The 15,407-nt window shown below is 67.3% G+C and carries 10 protein-coding genes, 1 other RNA gene and 1 pseudogene; 10 read left to right on the top strand and 2 right to left on the bottom strand.

The window, feature by feature from the left end; all coding sequences use genetic code 11:
- Positions 1-88: 88 nt before the first annotated feature.
- The 3 genes and pseudogenes from QF040_RS09865 to QF040_RS09855 all read left to right on the top strand — a co-directional run bounded on the left by QF040_RS09865 (position 89) and on the right by QF040_RS09855 (position 7,137).
- The gene (locus QF040_RS09865; RefSeq protein ID WP_429610881.1) at positions 89-2,644 is read left to right on the top strand and encodes a PD-(D/E)XK nuclease family protein; all 2,556 of its coding nucleotides are present in this window, start codon (positions 89-91) and stop codon (positions 2,642-2,644) included.
- Positions 2,641-5,902 (top strand): annotated as a pseudogene (locus QF040_RS09860) (UvrD-helicase domain-containing protein). Before QF040_RS09865 ends, QF040_RS09860 begins: the two are co-directional and overlap by 4 nt.
- Complete coding sequence (locus QF040_RS09855; protein ID WP_429610880.1) at positions 5,899-7,137, top strand: TIGR03862 family flavoprotein; 1,239 nt, start codon at positions 5,899-5,901, stop codon at positions 7,135-7,137. The pseudogene QF040_RS09860 and the gene QF040_RS09855 overlap by 4 nt, the downstream one beginning before the upstream one ends.
- Before the next feature lie 84 nt (positions 7,138-7,221).
- Here QF040_RS09855 and ffs read toward each other — a convergent pair.
- Positions 7,222-7,318: signal recognition particle sRNA small type (gene ffs, locus QF040_RS09850), an RNA gene on the bottom strand.
- 120 nt (positions 7,319-7,438) lie between these two features.
- Between ffs and dnaX the strand changes: the two genes are divergently transcribed.
- The 7 genes from dnaX to QF040_RS09815 all read left to right on the top strand — a co-directional run bounded on the left by dnaX (position 7,439) and on the right by QF040_RS09815 (position 13,589).
- Positions 7,439-9,316 (top strand): DNA polymerase III subunit gamma/tau, encoded by a 1,878-nt coding sequence (dnaX, locus tag QF040_RS09845; RefSeq protein WP_429610879.1) that lies wholly within the window; start codon positions 7,439-7,441, stop codon positions 9,314-9,316.
- Positions 9,317-9,381: 65 nt separating this feature from the next.
- Positions 9,382-9,714, top strand: a complete 333-nt coding sequence (locus QF040_RS09840; RefSeq protein WP_007836669.1) for a YbaB/EbfC family nucleoid-associated protein — start codon at positions 9,382-9,384, stop codon at positions 9,712-9,714.
- A 7-nt stretch (positions 9,715-9,721) separates the two neighbouring features.
- The gene (gene recR / locus QF040_RS09835; protein WP_013540938.1) at positions 9,722-10,312 is read left to right on the top strand and encodes a recombination mediator RecR; all 591 of its coding nucleotides are present in this window, start codon (positions 9,722-9,724) and stop codon (positions 10,310-10,312) included.
- 4 nt (positions 10,313-10,316) lie between these two features.
- Positions 10,317-10,709: an MAPEG family protein gene (locus QF040_RS09830; RefSeq protein ID WP_306878279.1), complete on the top strand. Its 393-nt coding sequence runs from the start codon at positions 10,317-10,319 to the stop codon at positions 10,707-10,709.
- A 147-nt stretch (positions 10,710-10,856) separates the two neighbouring features.
- Positions 10,857-11,891 carry an ABC transporter substrate-binding protein gene (locus tag QF040_RS09825; protein ID WP_013540940.1) on the top strand — a complete coding sequence of 345 codons (1,035 nt, stop codon included), beginning with the start codon at positions 10,857-10,859 and terminating at the stop codon, positions 11,889-11,891.
- A gap of 52 nt (positions 11,892-11,943) precedes the next feature.
- Positions 11,944-12,759 carry an ABC transporter ATP-binding protein gene (locus QF040_RS09820; protein WP_429610878.1) on the top strand — a complete coding sequence of 272 codons (816 nt, stop codon included), beginning with the start codon at positions 11,944-11,946 and terminating at the stop codon, positions 12,757-12,759.
- The gene (locus QF040_RS09815) at positions 12,756-13,589 is read left to right on the top strand and encodes an ABC transporter permease (RefSeq protein ID WP_013540942.1); all 834 of its coding nucleotides are present in this window, start codon (positions 12,756-12,758) and stop codon (positions 13,587-13,589) included. The genes QF040_RS09820 and QF040_RS09815 overlap by 4 nt, the downstream gene beginning before the upstream one ends.
- A gap of 29 nt (positions 13,590-13,618) precedes the next feature.
- On the opposite strand, the gene QF040_RS09810 is transcribed toward QF040_RS09815, so the two are convergent.
- Complete coding sequence (locus tag QF040_RS09810) at positions 13,619-15,382, bottom strand: monovalent cation:proton antiporter-2 (CPA2) family protein (protein ID WP_429610877.1); 1,764 nt, start codon at positions 15,380-15,382, stop codon at positions 13,619-13,621.
- Between the last annotated feature and the right edge of the window lie 25 nt (positions 15,383-15,407).

The following is a 15,407-nucleotide window of genomic DNA, read 5'->3' as shown; positions in this document are numbered from 1 at the left end:
GGTGACGTGCCATGCGCAGCCGCTATGGCAGTGATAGCCAAAGCCCTTGCAGATCACGACAACGCGCTCTCAAACCCCTCGATAGAACATGAACGAAGGACACCCCGTCCACGCCTTGTGGTGCGATCCCGCCGACGGCGTCGTCGCGCGGATCGTCCGCGCGCTCGCCGAGCGCGAGCTGCATGCGGCGCGCACCGTGGTGCTGGTGCCGTATGCGCAATTGATGGGCGTGGCGCGCGGCATGTGGGCGCGTTGCGGCAGCGCGGGCTTCGTGCCGCGCTTCGAGACCACGCACAACTGGGCGCGCAGCGCGGGCGGTTTCCTGCCGACGGGCTACGACATCGCATTCGACATGGCACGCGACCTCATCACGGCCCAGGCGCTGCTGTCGCAAGCGGGGTTCAACAACGAGCGTTTCGCATTGGCAGGCCGCGTCGTCGAGCTGGCCTACCAGCTTGCACCCCTCGCATCGGCATCGCTGCCGGACGCGCGCGTCGGCGAATGGGCCCAGCGTGCCGCGCAGGTGGCCGAGGCGGGCAGCGAGTCGGAGTGGTTCCGCATCGAAAGCGCGCTGATCCGCATCGCCGTCGCCTGGGCCGCAACCTCGGGCTACGCAACGGACGTGCTGCTGCGAGAAAGCACGCGCAACCAGGTCGATGCATTGATCGTGCTCGAAGGCTTCCAGACCGATCCGCTCACCCAGACCCTCTGCACCCTGTGGGGCGATCACGCCCTGCATCTCTCGCTCGTGCCCGCGAACACCCCCGTGGCTCCCGCAGCGTCCCATGTCGCCGCAGACCCCGAGGATGAGGCCGAGCTCGCCGCCGCCTGCGTGCTGCGCCACCTCGCCGAGGGCCGCGCGCCCGTCGCGCTGATCGCCACCGACCGCGCGCTCACGCGCCGCATCAGCGCCCAGCTCAAGGCGCAGGGCATCGTCACGCACGACGAAACCGGCTGGAAGCTCTCGACCACGCGCGCTGCCGCCACGTTGATGAGCGCATTGCGCGCCTGTGCCCACGACGCGGCGAGCGATCAAGTTCTGGAATGGCTCAAGAGCGGTGCCGACGGCGACGCACTGGCAGTGCAGGCGCTCGAAGTGCGCCTGCGGCGCGAAGGCCTGCGCGACTGGTCGGCCTGGTGCAGTCTCGTGGCCCGCAGCGAGAAACCGAACGACGTGGCGCTGCTGCCCTACACCGAAGCCATCGAGGCACGCCGCGCATCGATGATGAAATCCAGGCCAGTGGCCGAATGGCTGCGCGCGTTGCGCGAACTGCTCGAAGGCAGTGGCCAATGGACGCCGCTGGCTGAGGACATGGCCGGCGGCAAGGTCATCGCCGCGCTGTGGCTCGATGCCGATTCGCACGGCGATGCCGACGAATTTCCCGGCGGCCGCCACACGCTCGCCGAATTCACCGCATGGGTGCGCGACGTGCTCGAAGACGCGAGCTTCGTACCGCCCACCGGCGACCACGCGCCCCGGGTGATCGTGCTGCCGCTCTATCAACTGCTCGGCCGCGTATTCGGCGCCGTGGTCATTCCTGGGTGCGACGACCGCCGGTTGCCCGCATCGCCCGAGCCGCCCGGCAATTGGAGCGCAGCCCAGCGCCTCGAACTGGGCCTGCCTTCGCGCGAGACCCTCGAAGCCGCGCAGCGCTCAGCCTGGACCGCGGCCCTGCACAACCCCTGGTGCGAACTTGTCTGGCGCCAGTCCGATGCGAGCGGCGAGCCGGTCCGACCGAGCCCGTTGGTGCAGGCACTGCAGCTCGACCACGTGCTGCAGCCCACTCTCGATCCGCGTCCTGCCCGCGACGTCACCGTGCAACCGACCGCCGTTCCCACGCCCTCGGGCGCGCTGCTGCCGCTGGAGAACATCTCGACCAGCGTCTACGAAGACCTGCGCCGTTGCCCCTATCGCTTCTTCGCGCTGCGGCAGTTGGGGCTGCGCAGCGCCGACGAGCTCGAAGTGGAGGTCGACAAGCGCGACTTCGGCAATTGGCTGCACGCCGTGCTCGGCCATTTCCACGAGTCGCTGATCGAAAGCCCGACGCAGGATGCGCACGAGCGCGTGGCACGCATCGAGGAAGCGGCGCAGCGTGCCACGCGCGAGTACGGCCTCTCCGACGCCGAGTTTCTTCCCTTCGCCGCGGCATGGCCGGCGGTGCGCGACGGCTATCTTGAGTGGCTCGTGGGGCATGAGGCCGGCGGTGCGGTGTTCATCGAATCCGAACCCTGGAAGGAGCAGCCGCTGGGCAACCTGCGCCTGGTCGGCCGTCTCGATCGAGTCGACCGCACCTCCGAGGGGCAGGCCTTCGTGATCGACTACAAGACCGAGTCCGCCAGCGTCACCAAGGAGCGCGTGAAGGACCCGACCGAAGACACGCAGCTCGCCTTCTACGCCGCACTGGTGGCCGACGACACCTTGCGCGCGGCCTACGTCAACGTGGGCGAGAAATCGTCCGGCACGCAGACCGTCGAGCAGCCTGCGGTGGTCGAGGCGAGGGATGCGCTGGTGGCCGGCATCATGAGCGACTTCACGCGCATCTCCGAAGGCGCGGCGCTGCCGCCGCTGGGCGAGGGTGCAGTCTGCGACTACTGCGCGGCCCGCGGCTTGTGCCGAAAAGATTTCTGGGAGGTGTCGAAATGAACGGCGCAGCCTACGAACACAACGGCCGTCACGTCACGCGCGAGGCTTTCTACACCGTCGCCTGCGATCCGCGCCGCTCGGTGGCCGTCGAAGCCTGCGCGGGCGCGGGCAAGACGTGGATGCTGGTGTCGCGCATCCTGCGTGCGTTGCTCGAGGAGGGTGACTCCGCCTGCGAACCGCACGAGATTCTCGCGATCACTTTCACCAAGAAGGCGGCCGGTGAGATGCGCGAGCGTCTCGACCAATGGCTCGAACAGTTCGCGGAAGAGAGCCCTGAAGAATTGGTGAAGCAACTGGTGATGCGCGGCGTCGAGCCGGCTGCCGCATTCGCCGCCGTGCCGCGCCTGAAGGGCCTCTACAGGCGCCTGCTCGAAGGCGGCCGACCGGTGCAGTTCCGTACCTTCCACGCCTGGTTCGCGGGCCTGCTGCGCAATGCGCCGCTCGCGGTGCTGCGCGAGCTGGGCCTGCCGTCCAACTACGAACTGCTCGAAGACGACGCCGAGGCACGCGGCCACACCTGGCGGCCCTTCTTCGAAGCGGTCACCGCCGACAAGCACGCGCTGGCCGACTACTACGCCGTCGTCGCGACGCACGGCCGTTCGCAGACGGCCAAGGCGCTGGGCGAAGCGCTGACCAAGCGGGTCGAGTTTTCGTTGGCCGATGCGGAAAACGCCGTGCAGCATTTCAGCGCGCTCTATCCGTCGCTCGAAGGACTCGACGAACCGACCGATGCCTTGCGCGGCGAGACGGTCCGTCGTCGTTGGCTCGACCGCGCCGTCGCGCTCGGACGCGAGACCAACAAGACGCCGCAGAAGGCGGCCGAGGCCATCATCGACGTGTTCGGCGTCGGCGAGCCCGCAGTCGAATCGCTCTCCGCAGCGCTCGCGCACCTGAGAAAGAACTTCTTCGTCGCGAGCGAAGACCGGCTCACCAAGAACCTGCAGAAATTCCCCGCCGCGCAGGAGGCCGAAGCCGAGCTCCAGATGCTGTGCGCCGCGCAGGCCCAGCACGCGGCATGGCTCTATCAGCAGCGCATGACACGGCTCACGCGCCTTCTCATCGCCGCTTTCGCGGACGTCAAGCGCGCCCACGGCTGGGTCGACATGAACGACGTCGAGCAAGCCGCGCAGTTGCTGCTCGGCCAGTCGGCGCTATCGGGCTGGGTGCAGGAGCGGCTCGATGCCCGCATCGCGCACCTCCTGATCGACGAGTTCCAGGACACCAATCCGCTGCAGTGGCAGGCACTCTACGGCTGGCTCAGTTCCTACACGGGCGCGGGCAGCAGCGCGCCGCGCGTGTTCATCGTGGGCGACCCAAAGCAGAGCATCTACCGCTTCCGCCGCGCCGAACCGCAAGTGTTCATTGCCGCCAAGAAGTTCGTGCGCGAAGGGCTCGATGGCGAACTGCTCAACTGCGACCACACGCACCGAAACGCGCGCGCCGTGGTCGGACTGGTCAACCAGGCGATGCTCGCCGCGCAGGACGCGGGCGAGTTCGACGGCTATCGCGCCCACACTACCGAGCGCGGCGACGAGGGCGAACTGCTCAAGCTCCCGGCCATCGACCGCGGTGCGCTCGGCGACGCGGTGGAAGCCGCACCCGCGGACGACGGCATGCTGCACTGGCGCGACAGCCTCGTCACGCCGCGCGTGCTGCCCGAAGAACAACTGCTGCAGAAGGAATGCGAGCAGGCCGCGCGCTGGGTGGCGCAGCGCATCGCCGACGGCATACCGCCCCGTCAGATCATGGTGCTGGCGCGCCGGCGCAATCGCCTCTCAGCGATGCAGGACGCGCTGCGCCAGCGCCACATCCCCGTGCAGCAACCCGAGAAGAACGAGCTGCACGATGCACCCGAAGTGCAGGACATGGTCGCGCTGATCGATGCGCTGGTGTCGCCCGCGCACGATCTTTCGCTGGCGCGGACGTTGAAGTCGCCGCTCTTCAACATCGACGACGAGGTGCTTGTGCAACTGGCGTTGCGGCAGCCGCGCGCATTCGTCGTCGAGCTGGTTCGCGTTGATCCAGAAGGGCGAGGGTTTGCCGCCGGTGTTGGTTGAGGCGGGCGTCAGCCTGAAGAAATGGCAGCGCTGGCTCGTGACCCTGCCGCCGCACGATGCCATCGACGCCATCTTTCACGACGGCGACGTGCTCGCGAAGTTCGGCGCCGCCGTGCCCGCCGCGATGCGCCAGAGCGCGCTGGCCAACCTGCGCGGGCTGATGTCCGCATCGCTCGAGATCGAAGGCGCGCGCTTCGCCACGCCGTATGCGCTGGTGCGCGCCCTGCGTGCCGGCGGCGTGCGCGCGCCGTCGGTGGCGGCGCCCGATGCAGTGCAACTGCTGACCGTGCACGGCGCCAAGGGGCTGGAAGCCGACACCGTGCTGATGCTCGACTGCGACGCCCCACCGCCGCGCGCGCAAACCATGGGCGTGCTGGTCGAGTGGAAGGGCAGCGACAGCGCGCCGACGCGCTTCGTGTTCCTTGCGAGCGAGAAAACGCCGCCGGCCTGCGCCGCTTCGCTGCTCGAAGAAGAACAGCGCGCGCGCCATCGCGAAGAGCTCAACGGCCTCTACGTCGCGACCACGCGGGCGCGCGAGCGGCTGGTGCTGTCGTCGGTGAAGCCGGCGCGTGCCAACGAGGGCAGCTGGTGGGCCCGCCTCGAATCGGCGTGCGAGCCGACCGAGGCTGACGAGCCGCTGGTTGCACTGCCCGTCGAGACGGGCGTGCCCAGCTTCTCGATGAAACAGATGCCTCCCGCGCCTGCCGCCGTCGATCAACCTTCAGCAAAGAAAGCCACCGACGCCACGGTCGACGCGCGCGCCGCCGCCTTCGGCCAGGCCATGCACCGGCTGCTCGAATGGGCGGTGCCGGGCGAGACGCTGCCCTCGGCCCACGTGCGCGCCGCAGCCCGCGAATTCATGCTCGATCCGCAACAGGCGCGCGGCGCCGCGACGCTGGCCGAACGCATCCGCGCGGGGGCGGGTGCCTGGGTGTGGGACGATCGCAGGGTCGACTGGCATGGCAACGAAGTCACGCTGGTCCACGAAGGCGAGACCCTGCGCATCGACCGGCTGGTGCGAGAGCGCGAGACCGGTGCCTGGTGGATCCTCGACTACAAATCCGCAGCGCGCCCCGAACGGGACGCGACGTTGATCGCACAGATGCAGCGCTACCGCGCGGCCGTGCAACATGCCTACCCCGGTGCCACGGTCCGCGTCGCGTTCCTCACCGGGCAGGGCGAACTGGTAAATCTCGAATGACCCTTTCCCCAACCGTCGCCGTGATCGGCGGCGGACCTGCCGGCCTGATGGCGGCTGAAGTCCTCGGCGCGTCCGGCGCGCAAGTCCACGTCTACGACGCGATGCCCTCGGTGGGCCGCAAGTTCCTCTTGGCCGGCCGCGGCGGGCTGAACCTCACGCATTCGGAACCCTTCGATGTGTTCATGAGCCGCTTCGGCGAACGCCGGGCGCAACTCGAGCCGATGTTGGCGAAGTTCGGTCCGCAACAGATGCGCGAATGGGCAACGGGTCTCGGCATCGAGACTTTCGTGGGTACATCAGGGCGCGTGTTTCCTACGGACATGAAGGCTGCACCGCTGCTGCGCGCGTGGCTTCATCGGCTGCGTTCAGCGGGCGTGCAGTTCCATATGCGCTATCGCTGGCTGGGCGACGCATCGTTCGACGCGGCCGCGCTGCGGTTCGCCACGCCGGCTGGCGAGACCTCGGTGAAAGCGGATGCGGTGGTGCTGGCGCTCGGCGGCGCGAGCTGGTCGCGGTTGGGGTCCGACGGTGCGTGGGCGCCGTGGCTGCAAGGGCGCGGCATCGATGTCGCACCGCTGCTGCCTGCCAATTGCGGCTTCGACGGGGCAGGGTGGAGCGAGCATTTCTCCAGCCGTTTTGCGGGGCAGCCTTTCAAGTCGGTGGCGATTTCATTTACCGACAGTCAGGGGCGCAGCTTTGCGCGCAAGGGTGAGTTCGTTGCGACGGCCACGGGCATCGAAGGCAGCCTGATCTATGCGGCGTCGGCCTTGCTGCGCGACGAGATCGCTTCGCATGGCAGCGCCACGCTGTTGCTGGATCTGTTGCCAGACCGGAGTGCCGAGCAGGTGCTGGCGGCTGTGAAGCATCCGCGTGGCGCTCGTTCGCTCAGCAGCCACTTGAAGAGCAGGCTTGGGCTCGAAGGCATAAAGGCCGGTGTGCTGCACGAGGCGCTGAGCCGCGAGGCGATGCAGGATCCGGTGCAACTGGCGGCGACGATCAAGGCTGTGCCGCTGAAGCTCGTCGCGACCCGACCGATCGATGAGGCGATCAGCACCGCGGGTGGCGTGCGTTTCGATGCGCTCGATGCGCAACTCATGACGAGCGCATTGCCGGGCGTGTTCGTGGCGGGAGAGATGCTCGATTGGGAAGCGCCGACCGGCGGCTATCTGCTGACCGCATCGATGGCCAGCGGCGCGGCCGCAGCGCGCGGCGCAATCCAGAGGCTGGGCCTGTGAAGGCCTCGCGTCCGAGGATTTTTCGCTGAGAGATTTTGCAAACTGCGTTTCACTTTGCATGGAGTGAAACGAGCGGCTGAAGAAGTTGACGAGCCTTACCCCTGGCACTGACTACGCAGTTAGGGCTGCTTGGTTCCCCACCTGACCCGGTTGGCCACTTCACCATGCAGGGAGGCCCGTCAGGCTGGATTCTAACCTCGTGAAATTTGCCCCCTTCGACGAGGCGTGAATGAAAATTTCGAGCGCGCCGGTCGGGAAACAAGCGTGAAGTCGCCTCTCCGCGCCTTTTAGAATGCCCGCAATGTCTTATCTCGTGCTCGCTCGCAAGTTCCGTCCGAAAACCTTCGGTGAGATGGTCGGCCAGGGGCATGTGGTGCAGGCGCTTGAGAACGCACTGACCACGCAGCGCCTGCATCACGCCTATCTTTTCACCGGCACGCGGGGCGTCGGCAAGACCACGGTCTCGCGCATCCTGGCCAAGTCGCTCAACTGCCAGGGTCCGGACGGGCAGGGCGGCATCACCGCCACGCCGTGCGGCGTGTGCCAGGCCTGCCGCGACATCGATTCGGGCCGCTTCGTCGATTACACCGAGCTCGATGCGGCCTCCAATCGCGGCGTCGACGAAGTGCAGTCGCTGCTCGAACAAGCCGTCTACAAGCCGGTGCAGGGGCGCTTCAAGGTCTTCATGATCGACGAAGTGCACATGCTCACCAACACCGCGTTCAACGCGATGTTGAAGACGCTCGAAGAGCCGCCCGAATACCTCAAGTTCGTGCTCGCGACCACCGATCCGCAGAAGGTGCCGGTCACGGTGCTCTCGCGCTGCCTGCAGTTCAACCTGCGGCCGATGGCGCCCGAGACGATCCTCGAACACCTCACGAGCGTGCTGCAGACCGAGCAGGTGCCGGCCGAGCCGCAGGCGCTGCGTCTTTTGGCGCGCGCAGCACGCGGCTCGATGCGCGACGCGCTCTCGCTCACTGACCAGGCCATCGCCTTCGGCAACGGCGAGCTGATCGAAACCGGCGTGCGCCAGATGCTCGGCAGCGTGGACCGCGGCCATGTGTTCAAGCTCATCGAGGCGCTTGCGCAGGGCGACGGCAAGACGGTGGTCGACACCTCCGAGGCGCTGCGCCGCGACGGCATGTCCGCCGCTTCCACGCTCGAAGAAATGACGTCGGTGCTTCAGGCCATGGCCGTGCTGCAGGCGGTGCCTTCGCGCGCGGAGTCCGCCGACTCGGCCACCGACCCGGACGCCGCCGACACCGCCCGCCTCGCATCGCTGATGCCGGCCGACGAAACGCAACTGCTCTACAGCCTCTGTCTGCACGGCCGTGGCGAGTTGGGCCTGGCGCCCGACGAATACGCCGCGCTGACGATGGTGCTGCTGCGGCTGCTGGCCTTCAAACCTTCCAACGCGGCCGCTTCGACGGCTACCCCGGAAAAAAAAACTCTGAATGAAGCGCAGGGCGCGGCGCAAAGGGCGCCGGCCCCGGTCGCTGCGCCTTCGCCTGCCCCGGCACCCGTGGTCAGGCCCGCGGCCGAAACACCGCCTCCGACAGCGCCCACGCCGCCTGTACCGGCTCCCGCTGCAACATCGAATGCGCCGGCATCGGTTCCCGCCGGTCATCGTCTGGCCGTTGTCGACGAACCCATGCGGTCCTCGGATCACAGGCCTTCCTCCACGGACGCCCCCGCAAAGGTCGTCGGCATGCCGATCCGTGTGCAGCCGCCTCCCGGCCAGCGCGATGCGCCGCGCACCGACGAGCAACGCGGCCCGGCTGCGCCGATCCCGCCCAGCGAGGACGGCGACTTCTGGTACGCCACCGTCACCCAACTGGTCGCGGCCGAAAGCATCACGGCCCTCGCGCGCGAACTCGCATTGCAATCGCAGCTCGTGGGTCGCGACACCGACCAGTGGATCCTGCGCATCGAGCGCGAAACGCTCAATCAGCCTTCCAGCCGCGAGAAGCTGACCGCCGCGCTCAACGCGCTCGGTCACGACATCAAGCTCGCCATCGAGATCGGCGGCGTGGTCGACAGCCCCGCGCGCCGCAACCGGCATGCGGCCGAGGAGCGCCAGCGCGTGGCCGAGGAGGCCATTCACAGCGACCCCGAGGTGCAGATGCTGATGCGCGACTTCGATGCGAAGATCGTCCCCGGAACGCTGCGGCCCGTCTGAGCCGAGCAGTCAGCCACGTCTCTTATCCTTCTCCATTTTTCTCCACCACACACACAGGACCAACGATGTTCAACAAAGGACAACTGGCCGGCCTCATGAAGCAGGCGCAGGCAATGCAGGACAACCTCAAGAAGGCCCAGGAAGAACTGGCGCACATCGAGGTCGAAGGCGAATCGGGCGCCGGTCTCGTGAAGGTCGTCATGACCTGCAAACACGACGTCAAGCGCATCACCATCGACCCGAGCCTCCTGGCCGACGACAAGGACATGCTCGAAGACCTGGTGGCCGCCGCCTTCAACGCAGCAGTGCGCAAGGCCGAGGAAACCAGCGAGCAGAAGATGGGCAAGCTCACCGCGGGCATGCCGGGCCTTCCGCCCGGCATGAAGCTGCCGTTCTGAGCGATTGATGGCCGACGCCAGTTCGCTCGACGCCTTGGTCGATGCGCTGCGCCGCCTGCCCGGCGTCGGCGTGAAGTCGGCTTCGCGCATGGCGTTTCATTTGCTGCAGCACGACCGCGACGGCGCCCAGCTGCTGTCGCGCGCACTGCAACAGGCAGCGGGCAATGTGCGGCACTGCGAGCTCTGCAACACCTTCACGGAAGCACCGATCTGCAGCGTGTGCATGGACTCGCGCCGCGATGGGACCAAGCTCTGCGTGGTCGAGACGCCCGCCGACCAGGCAGCGCTGGAGCGCACCGGCGCCTTCCGAGGCTATTACTTCGTGCTGATGGGCAAGCTCAGTCCGCTCGACGGCATCGGGCCGAAGGACATCGGCCTGCAGAAGCTGTTCGACCGCGCGCTCGACGGCACGGTGAGCGAAGTCATCCTCGCCACCAACTTCACCGCCGAGGGCGAAGCGACCGCGCACGTGATCGGCGAAGCGCTCAAGCAGCGCGGCCTCACCGTGACGCGTCTTGCGCGCGGCGTGCCGGCCGGCAGCGAACTCGAGTACGTGGACCTCGGCACCATCGCGCACGCACTGGTCGACCGTCGATAGCGCCATGACCCTTTCCCTGCTCACCATCGCCTACTGGTGCGTGTTCTGCGCCTGCGGCCTGCCGTACCTCGCGGCATGGATCGCGAAGGCCGGCGCCTTCGGCCCGCGCGACAACGTGCATCCGCGCGAATGGGCCGCGAAGCAAAGTGGCTGGCGTGCACGCGCCAACAGTGCGCAGGCCAACACCTTCGAAGGGCTGCCGTTCTTCATTGGCGCAGTGATCATTGCGCACCAGCTCGGCGCCAACCAGGCGCGGCTGGACATGCTGGCCGCGGCCTATGTCGTCTTGCGCGTGATCTACCTTGCGATCTACATCAAGGGCATCGGCGGTGTGCGCAGCGCGGTCTGGGCGCTCGCGTTCCTGGTCAACGTCGCGATTCTTTTTCTCGCGAAATAAGCTATTTGGCGGAGGCGGGGTGAAGGCCTTGGGAGGCCTTCATGCTTACGTGGAAACCCGCACGGGATGACCCCGATGCAGGCAACGGGCGCGCACCCCTAAGCTCGATTCACTTCACAAGAATCAATGAGCCCGCAGGACCGCTTCATGCTGCATCGCAGAACCCTCATTTCCGCCTCCGCAGTCGCCGCCGCAGCGATTGCGCTGCCGCGGGTTTTTGCGCAAGCCAAGCTGGAAAAGACCAAGGTCTCCATCGCGGTCGGCGGCAAGGCCGCGTTCTACTACCTGCCCCTCACCATCTCCGAGCAGCTCGGCTACTTCAAGGCCGAAGGACTCGAGGTGGAGATTTCCGATTTCGCCGGTGGCGCGCGTGCGCTGCAGGCGGTGGTGGGCGGCTCGGCCGACGTCTGCTCGGGCGCCTACGAACACACCATCAACCTGCAGGCCAAGAACCAGTTCTTCCAGGCCTTCGTGCTGCAGGGCCGCGCACCGCAGATCGCGGTGGGCGTGTCGACCAAGAACATGGCGGGCTACACCGGCATCCAGGACTTGAAGGGGAAGAAGATCGGCGTTTCCGCGCCGGGCTCGTCGACCAACATGGTGGCCAATCTCGTGCTCTCGCGCGGCGGCCTCAAGGCGAGCGACGTGAGCTACATCGGCGTGGGCGTCGCGGCCGGCGCGCTCACCGCGCTGCGCTCGGGCCAGATCGACGCCATCAGCAACACCGACCCGGTGATGACGATGCTCGAGCAGAAGGGCGACGTGAAGATCATCAGCGACACGCGCACGCTCAAGGGCACGCAGCAGGTGTTCGGCGGGCCGATGCCCGCGGCCTGCCTCTACGCGCCGATCGATTTCATCCAGAAGAATCCCAACACCTGCCAGGCGCTGGCCAATGCCATCGTGCACGGCCTGAAGTGGCTGCAGACGGCGGGGCCGGGCGACATCATCAAGACGGTGCCCGAGACCTACCTGCTCGGCGACCGGGCGTTGTACCTCGCGTCCTTCGACAAAGTGCGCGAATCGATCGCCACCGATGGGCTCGTGCCGGCCGACGGACCGAAGACGGCCCTCACGGCCATCGCGAGCTTCGACACTGCGGTGAAGGCCGAGAAGATCGACCTCCTCAAGACCTACACCAACGATTTTGCTAGGCGCGCGAAAGACAGGTTCAAAGCCTGACTCCGAACGTCCCCGCGACCCGGCCTTGGCCGGGTTTTTTAATCCTGCAGACATGTCCGATTACGCACTCGAACTCCTCTCCATCAGTTGCACCTTCCACTCGAAGGACGACCCGGGCCAGCGCTACACCGCCGTCGCCGACACCACGCTGCGCATCAAGGCCGGCGAGTTCGTCTCGGTGGTCGGGCCCACGGGATGCGGCAAGTCGACATTGCTGAACGTGGGCGCGGGGCTGCTCGAACCGTCGTCGGGCACGGTCAAGGTGTTCGGGGAAACGCTTTCGGGCGTCAATGCGCGCGCGGGCTACATGTTCCAGACCGAGGCGCTGATGCCGTGGCGCAGCGCCGTCGCCAACGTGATGGTGGGGCTGCAGTACCGCGGCGTGTCCGATGCCGATGCGCGTGAGCAGGCCGAAGCGTGGCTCTCGCGCGTAGGGCTTTCGGGCTTCGGCGACCGCTATCCGCACCAGCTCTCGGGCGGCATGCGCAAGCGCGTCGCGCTGGCGCAGACGCTGGTGCTCGACCCCGACATCATCCTGATGGACGAGCCCTTCAGCGCGCTCGACATCCAGACGCGGCAGTTGATGGAGAACGAAGTGCTCGAGATCTGGAGCGCGAAGAAGAAGGCGGTGCTCTTCATCACGCACGATCTCGATGAAGCCATCGCGATGAGCGACCGCGTGGTGGTGCTGTCGGCCGGTCCGGCCACGCATTCCATCGGCGAGTTCGACATCGACCTGGCCCGCCCACGCGACGTGGCCGAGGTGCGCACGCAGCCGCGCTTCGTCGAGCTGCACACCCAGATCTGGGAGGTGCTGCGCGACGAGGTGCTCAAGGGCTACGCGCAGCAACTGAGGAAAGCCGCATGATCCCGCGCCTGAACGAGCGCAATGCGCGCTTCTGGCAACTGGTGCTGCTCGTGCTCATCCTGGTGGGCTGGCATGTGGCGTCGCGCAACCAGCAGTTCGCCTTTTTCGTCGGCGAGCCGATCCAGGTGGCGGGCCGCATCTGGAGCTGGTTCCTGCCGTTCGAGGTGCCGCCGAACCTGCTGTTTCCCGAAGGATTGAAGGGCAACGCCGACATCTACCGGCACCTGGGCACCACGTTGCTGGAGACGGTGCTGGCCTTCGGCATCGGCACCGTGATGGGCCTCGCATGCGGGCTCTGGCTCGCGCTCGCGCCCACCGCGAGCCTGATCCTCGACCCCTACATCAAGGCCGCCAACTCGATGCCGCGCGTGATCCTCGCGCCGATCTTCGCGCTGTGGTTCGGCCTCGGCATCTGGAGCAAGGTGGCGCTGGCGGTCACGCTGGTGTTCTTCATCGTGTTCTTCAACGTCTACCAGGGCGTGCGCGAGGTGAGCCCAGTGGTGCTGGCCAACGCGAAGATGCTGGGCGCCAACCAGCGGCAATTGCTGCGCACCGTGTACCTGCCGAGCGCGACGAGCTGGGTGTTCTCCAGCCTGCACACCTCGGTGGGCTTGGCCTTCGTGGGCGCGGTGGTGGGGGAGTACCTGGGTTCTGCGCGCGGCGTGGGGTACCTGATTCTTCAGGCCGAGGGCACCTTCGATGTCAACACCGTCTTTGCCGGCATCGTGGTGCTCACCGCCTTTGCACTGGCGCTAGACGGCTTGGTGGGCCTGATCGAGAAGCGCCTCATGAAATGGCAGCCGCGCAGCGGCGAGACCGAGAAGCTCTGAAGCGCGCGGCCGCACAGCCGCGCTGAAACTCAGGCGCCCTTGCCGTGGGCTTCCGTGTTCACCTGCACCAGCGCGCGGCCCGCGAAGATGCCGCCCGCCATCTCCAGCACGACGCGCTCCGCATCGCGCCGCCGCAGTTCGCCGATGACCTCGTCGGCCTCGGTGCCGGAGGCGCCGAGCGCCAGCACACCCTGGCGGCCGAAGACCATCGCCGATTCGAAGGTTTCGCGAATCTGGAACTCGACGTCGAGCTTGCCGATCTCCAGCATGTGCTCGCGGTCGTAGGAGCGGACCAGCAACTGCGCATGCGGGAACTCGGCCTTCAGCAGCTCGACGATGCGCGTGGTCGCAGCCTTGTCGTCCACGCAGACCATGATGACGCGCGCGCTGTGCGCACCGGCGGCGTGCAGCACGTCGGCGCGTGAGCCGTCGCCGTAATACACCTTGAAGCCGAATTCGGCAGCATCGCGTATCACCTGCGTGTCCATGTCGATGATCGAGATCGAGGCGCCGCGTGCGAGCGCGCCCTGGATGGCGATCTGGCCGAAACGGCCGAAGCCGATGACCAGCACGTTGCCGGCCAGCCCCTCGGCCTTCTCGACGCCTTCCATCGAGGCGGCCGAGGCCGGTGCGAAGCGGCGATGCGCGAGCACCGCGAGCGGCGTGAGCGCCATCGACAGCACCACCACCGCCGTCATGTTGGCGTTGACGGTCGGGCTGATCACCTTGGCGCCCAGCGCGGCGGAAAACAGCACGAACGCGAACTCGCCGCCCTGCGCCATCAGCACCGCGCGGTCGAGCGCGTCGGCGGGCGAGCTCCTGGCGAGCCGCGCCACGCCGTAGATGCACAGCGCCTTCACGACCATCATCGACACCACGCCGGCCACGATGAGCTGCCAGTTCTGCGCGACCACCGCGAGGTCGAGCGACATGCCCACACCGATGAAGAACAGGCCCAGCAGCAGGCCGCGGAAGGGTTCGATGTCGGCCTCGAGCTGATGGCGGAAGGTCGATTCCGACAGCAGCACGCCCGCGAGGAACGCGCCCATGGCCATCGACAGGCCACCCAGCTGCATCAGCAGCGCGGCGCCCAGCACCACCAGCAGCGCCGCGGCCGTCATGACCTCGCGTGCCTTGGAGTTGGCCAGGATGCGGAACAGCGGATTGAGCAGCCACATGCCCGCCGCCACCAGCGCGGCGAGCGCGCCCGCGGCGATGCCGACGCCGATCCAGCGCGAGGGCGCGACGGCCTGCTGCGCCGCATCCACCGGCGCGATGAAGGCGACGATGGCCAGGAGCGGCACGATCAAGAGGTCTTCGAAGAGCAGGACCGCGACGATCTTCTGCCCGCGCGGTGCGGCGATGTCGCCGCGCTCGCCCAGCAGCTGCATCACGATGGCCGTGGAGGTGAGCACGAAGCCCATCGCGCACACGAACGACACCGCCAACGGAAAGCCGAAGGCCATGCCGACGCCGGTGAGCAGGAAGCCGCACACCACCACCTGCAGGCTGCCGAGGCCGAAGATGTCGCGGCGCATGCTCCAGAGGTGCGAGGGCCGCATCTCCAGGCCGATCACGAACAGGAACATCACGACGCCGAGTTCGGCGGTGTGAAGGATCGTCTGCGGATCGGTGAAAAGCCCGAAGCCGAATGGGCCGATGGCCAGCCCCGCGGCCAGGTACCCCAGGACCGAGCCGAGGCCCAGCCGCTTGAACAGGGGAACGGCGACGACCGCGGCTCCCAACAGCGTGACGACCTTGACGAGATCGCCCGCGCTTCCTTCAACAGCCATGGCATGGCCCTCCCTTTTGTTGTGT

The organism is Variovorax sp. W2I14 (genome assembly GCF_050435205.1).
GTDB lineage: Bacteria > Pseudomonadota > Gammaproteobacteria > Burkholderiales > Burkholderiaceae_C > Variovorax > Variovorax paradoxus_C.
Note: the sequence above shows the minus strand (reverse complement) of the source record. Positions and strands in the feature narration are given on the sequence as shown.

What these genes read in the sequence shown, in the direction of transcription:
- QF040_RS09865 (WP_429610881.1), top strand. Translation starts at nt 89, where the DNA reads ATGAACGAAGGACACCCCGTCCACGCCTTGTGGTGCGATCCCGCCGAC.
- QF040_RS09855 (WP_429610880.1), top strand. Translation starts at nt 5,899, where the DNA reads ATGACCCTTTCCCCAACCGTCGCCGTGATCGGCGGCGGACCTGCCGGC.
- dnaX (WP_429610879.1), top strand. Translation starts at nt 7,439, where the DNA reads ATGTCTTATCTCGTGCTCGCTCGCAAGTTCCGTCCGAAAACCTTCGGT.
- QF040_RS09840 (WP_007836669.1), top strand. Translation starts at nt 9,382, where the DNA reads ATGTTCAACAAAGGACAACTGGCCGGCCTCATGAAGCAGGCGCAGGCA.
- recR (WP_013540938.1), top strand. Translation starts at nt 9,722, where the DNA reads ATGGCCGACGCCAGTTCGCTCGACGCCTTGGTCGATGCGCTGCGCCGC.
- QF040_RS09830 (WP_306878279.1), top strand. Translation starts at nt 10,317, where the DNA reads ATGACCCTTTCCCTGCTCACCATCGCCTACTGGTGCGTGTTCTGCGCC.
- QF040_RS09825 (WP_013540940.1), top strand. Translation starts at nt 10,857, where the DNA reads ATGCTGCATCGCAGAACCCTCATTTCCGCCTCCGCAGTCGCCGCCGCA.
- QF040_RS09820 (WP_429610878.1), top strand. Translation starts at nt 11,944, where the DNA reads ATGTCCGATTACGCACTCGAACTCCTCTCCATCAGTTGCACCTTCCAC.
- QF040_RS09815 (WP_013540942.1), top strand. Translation starts at nt 12,756, where the DNA reads ATGATCCCGCGCCTGAACGAGCGCAATGCGCGCTTCTGGCAACTGGTG.
- QF040_RS09810 (WP_429610877.1), bottom strand. Translation starts at nt 15,382, where the DNA reads ATGGCTGTTGAAGGAAGCGCGGGCGATCTCGTCAAGGTCGTCACGCTG.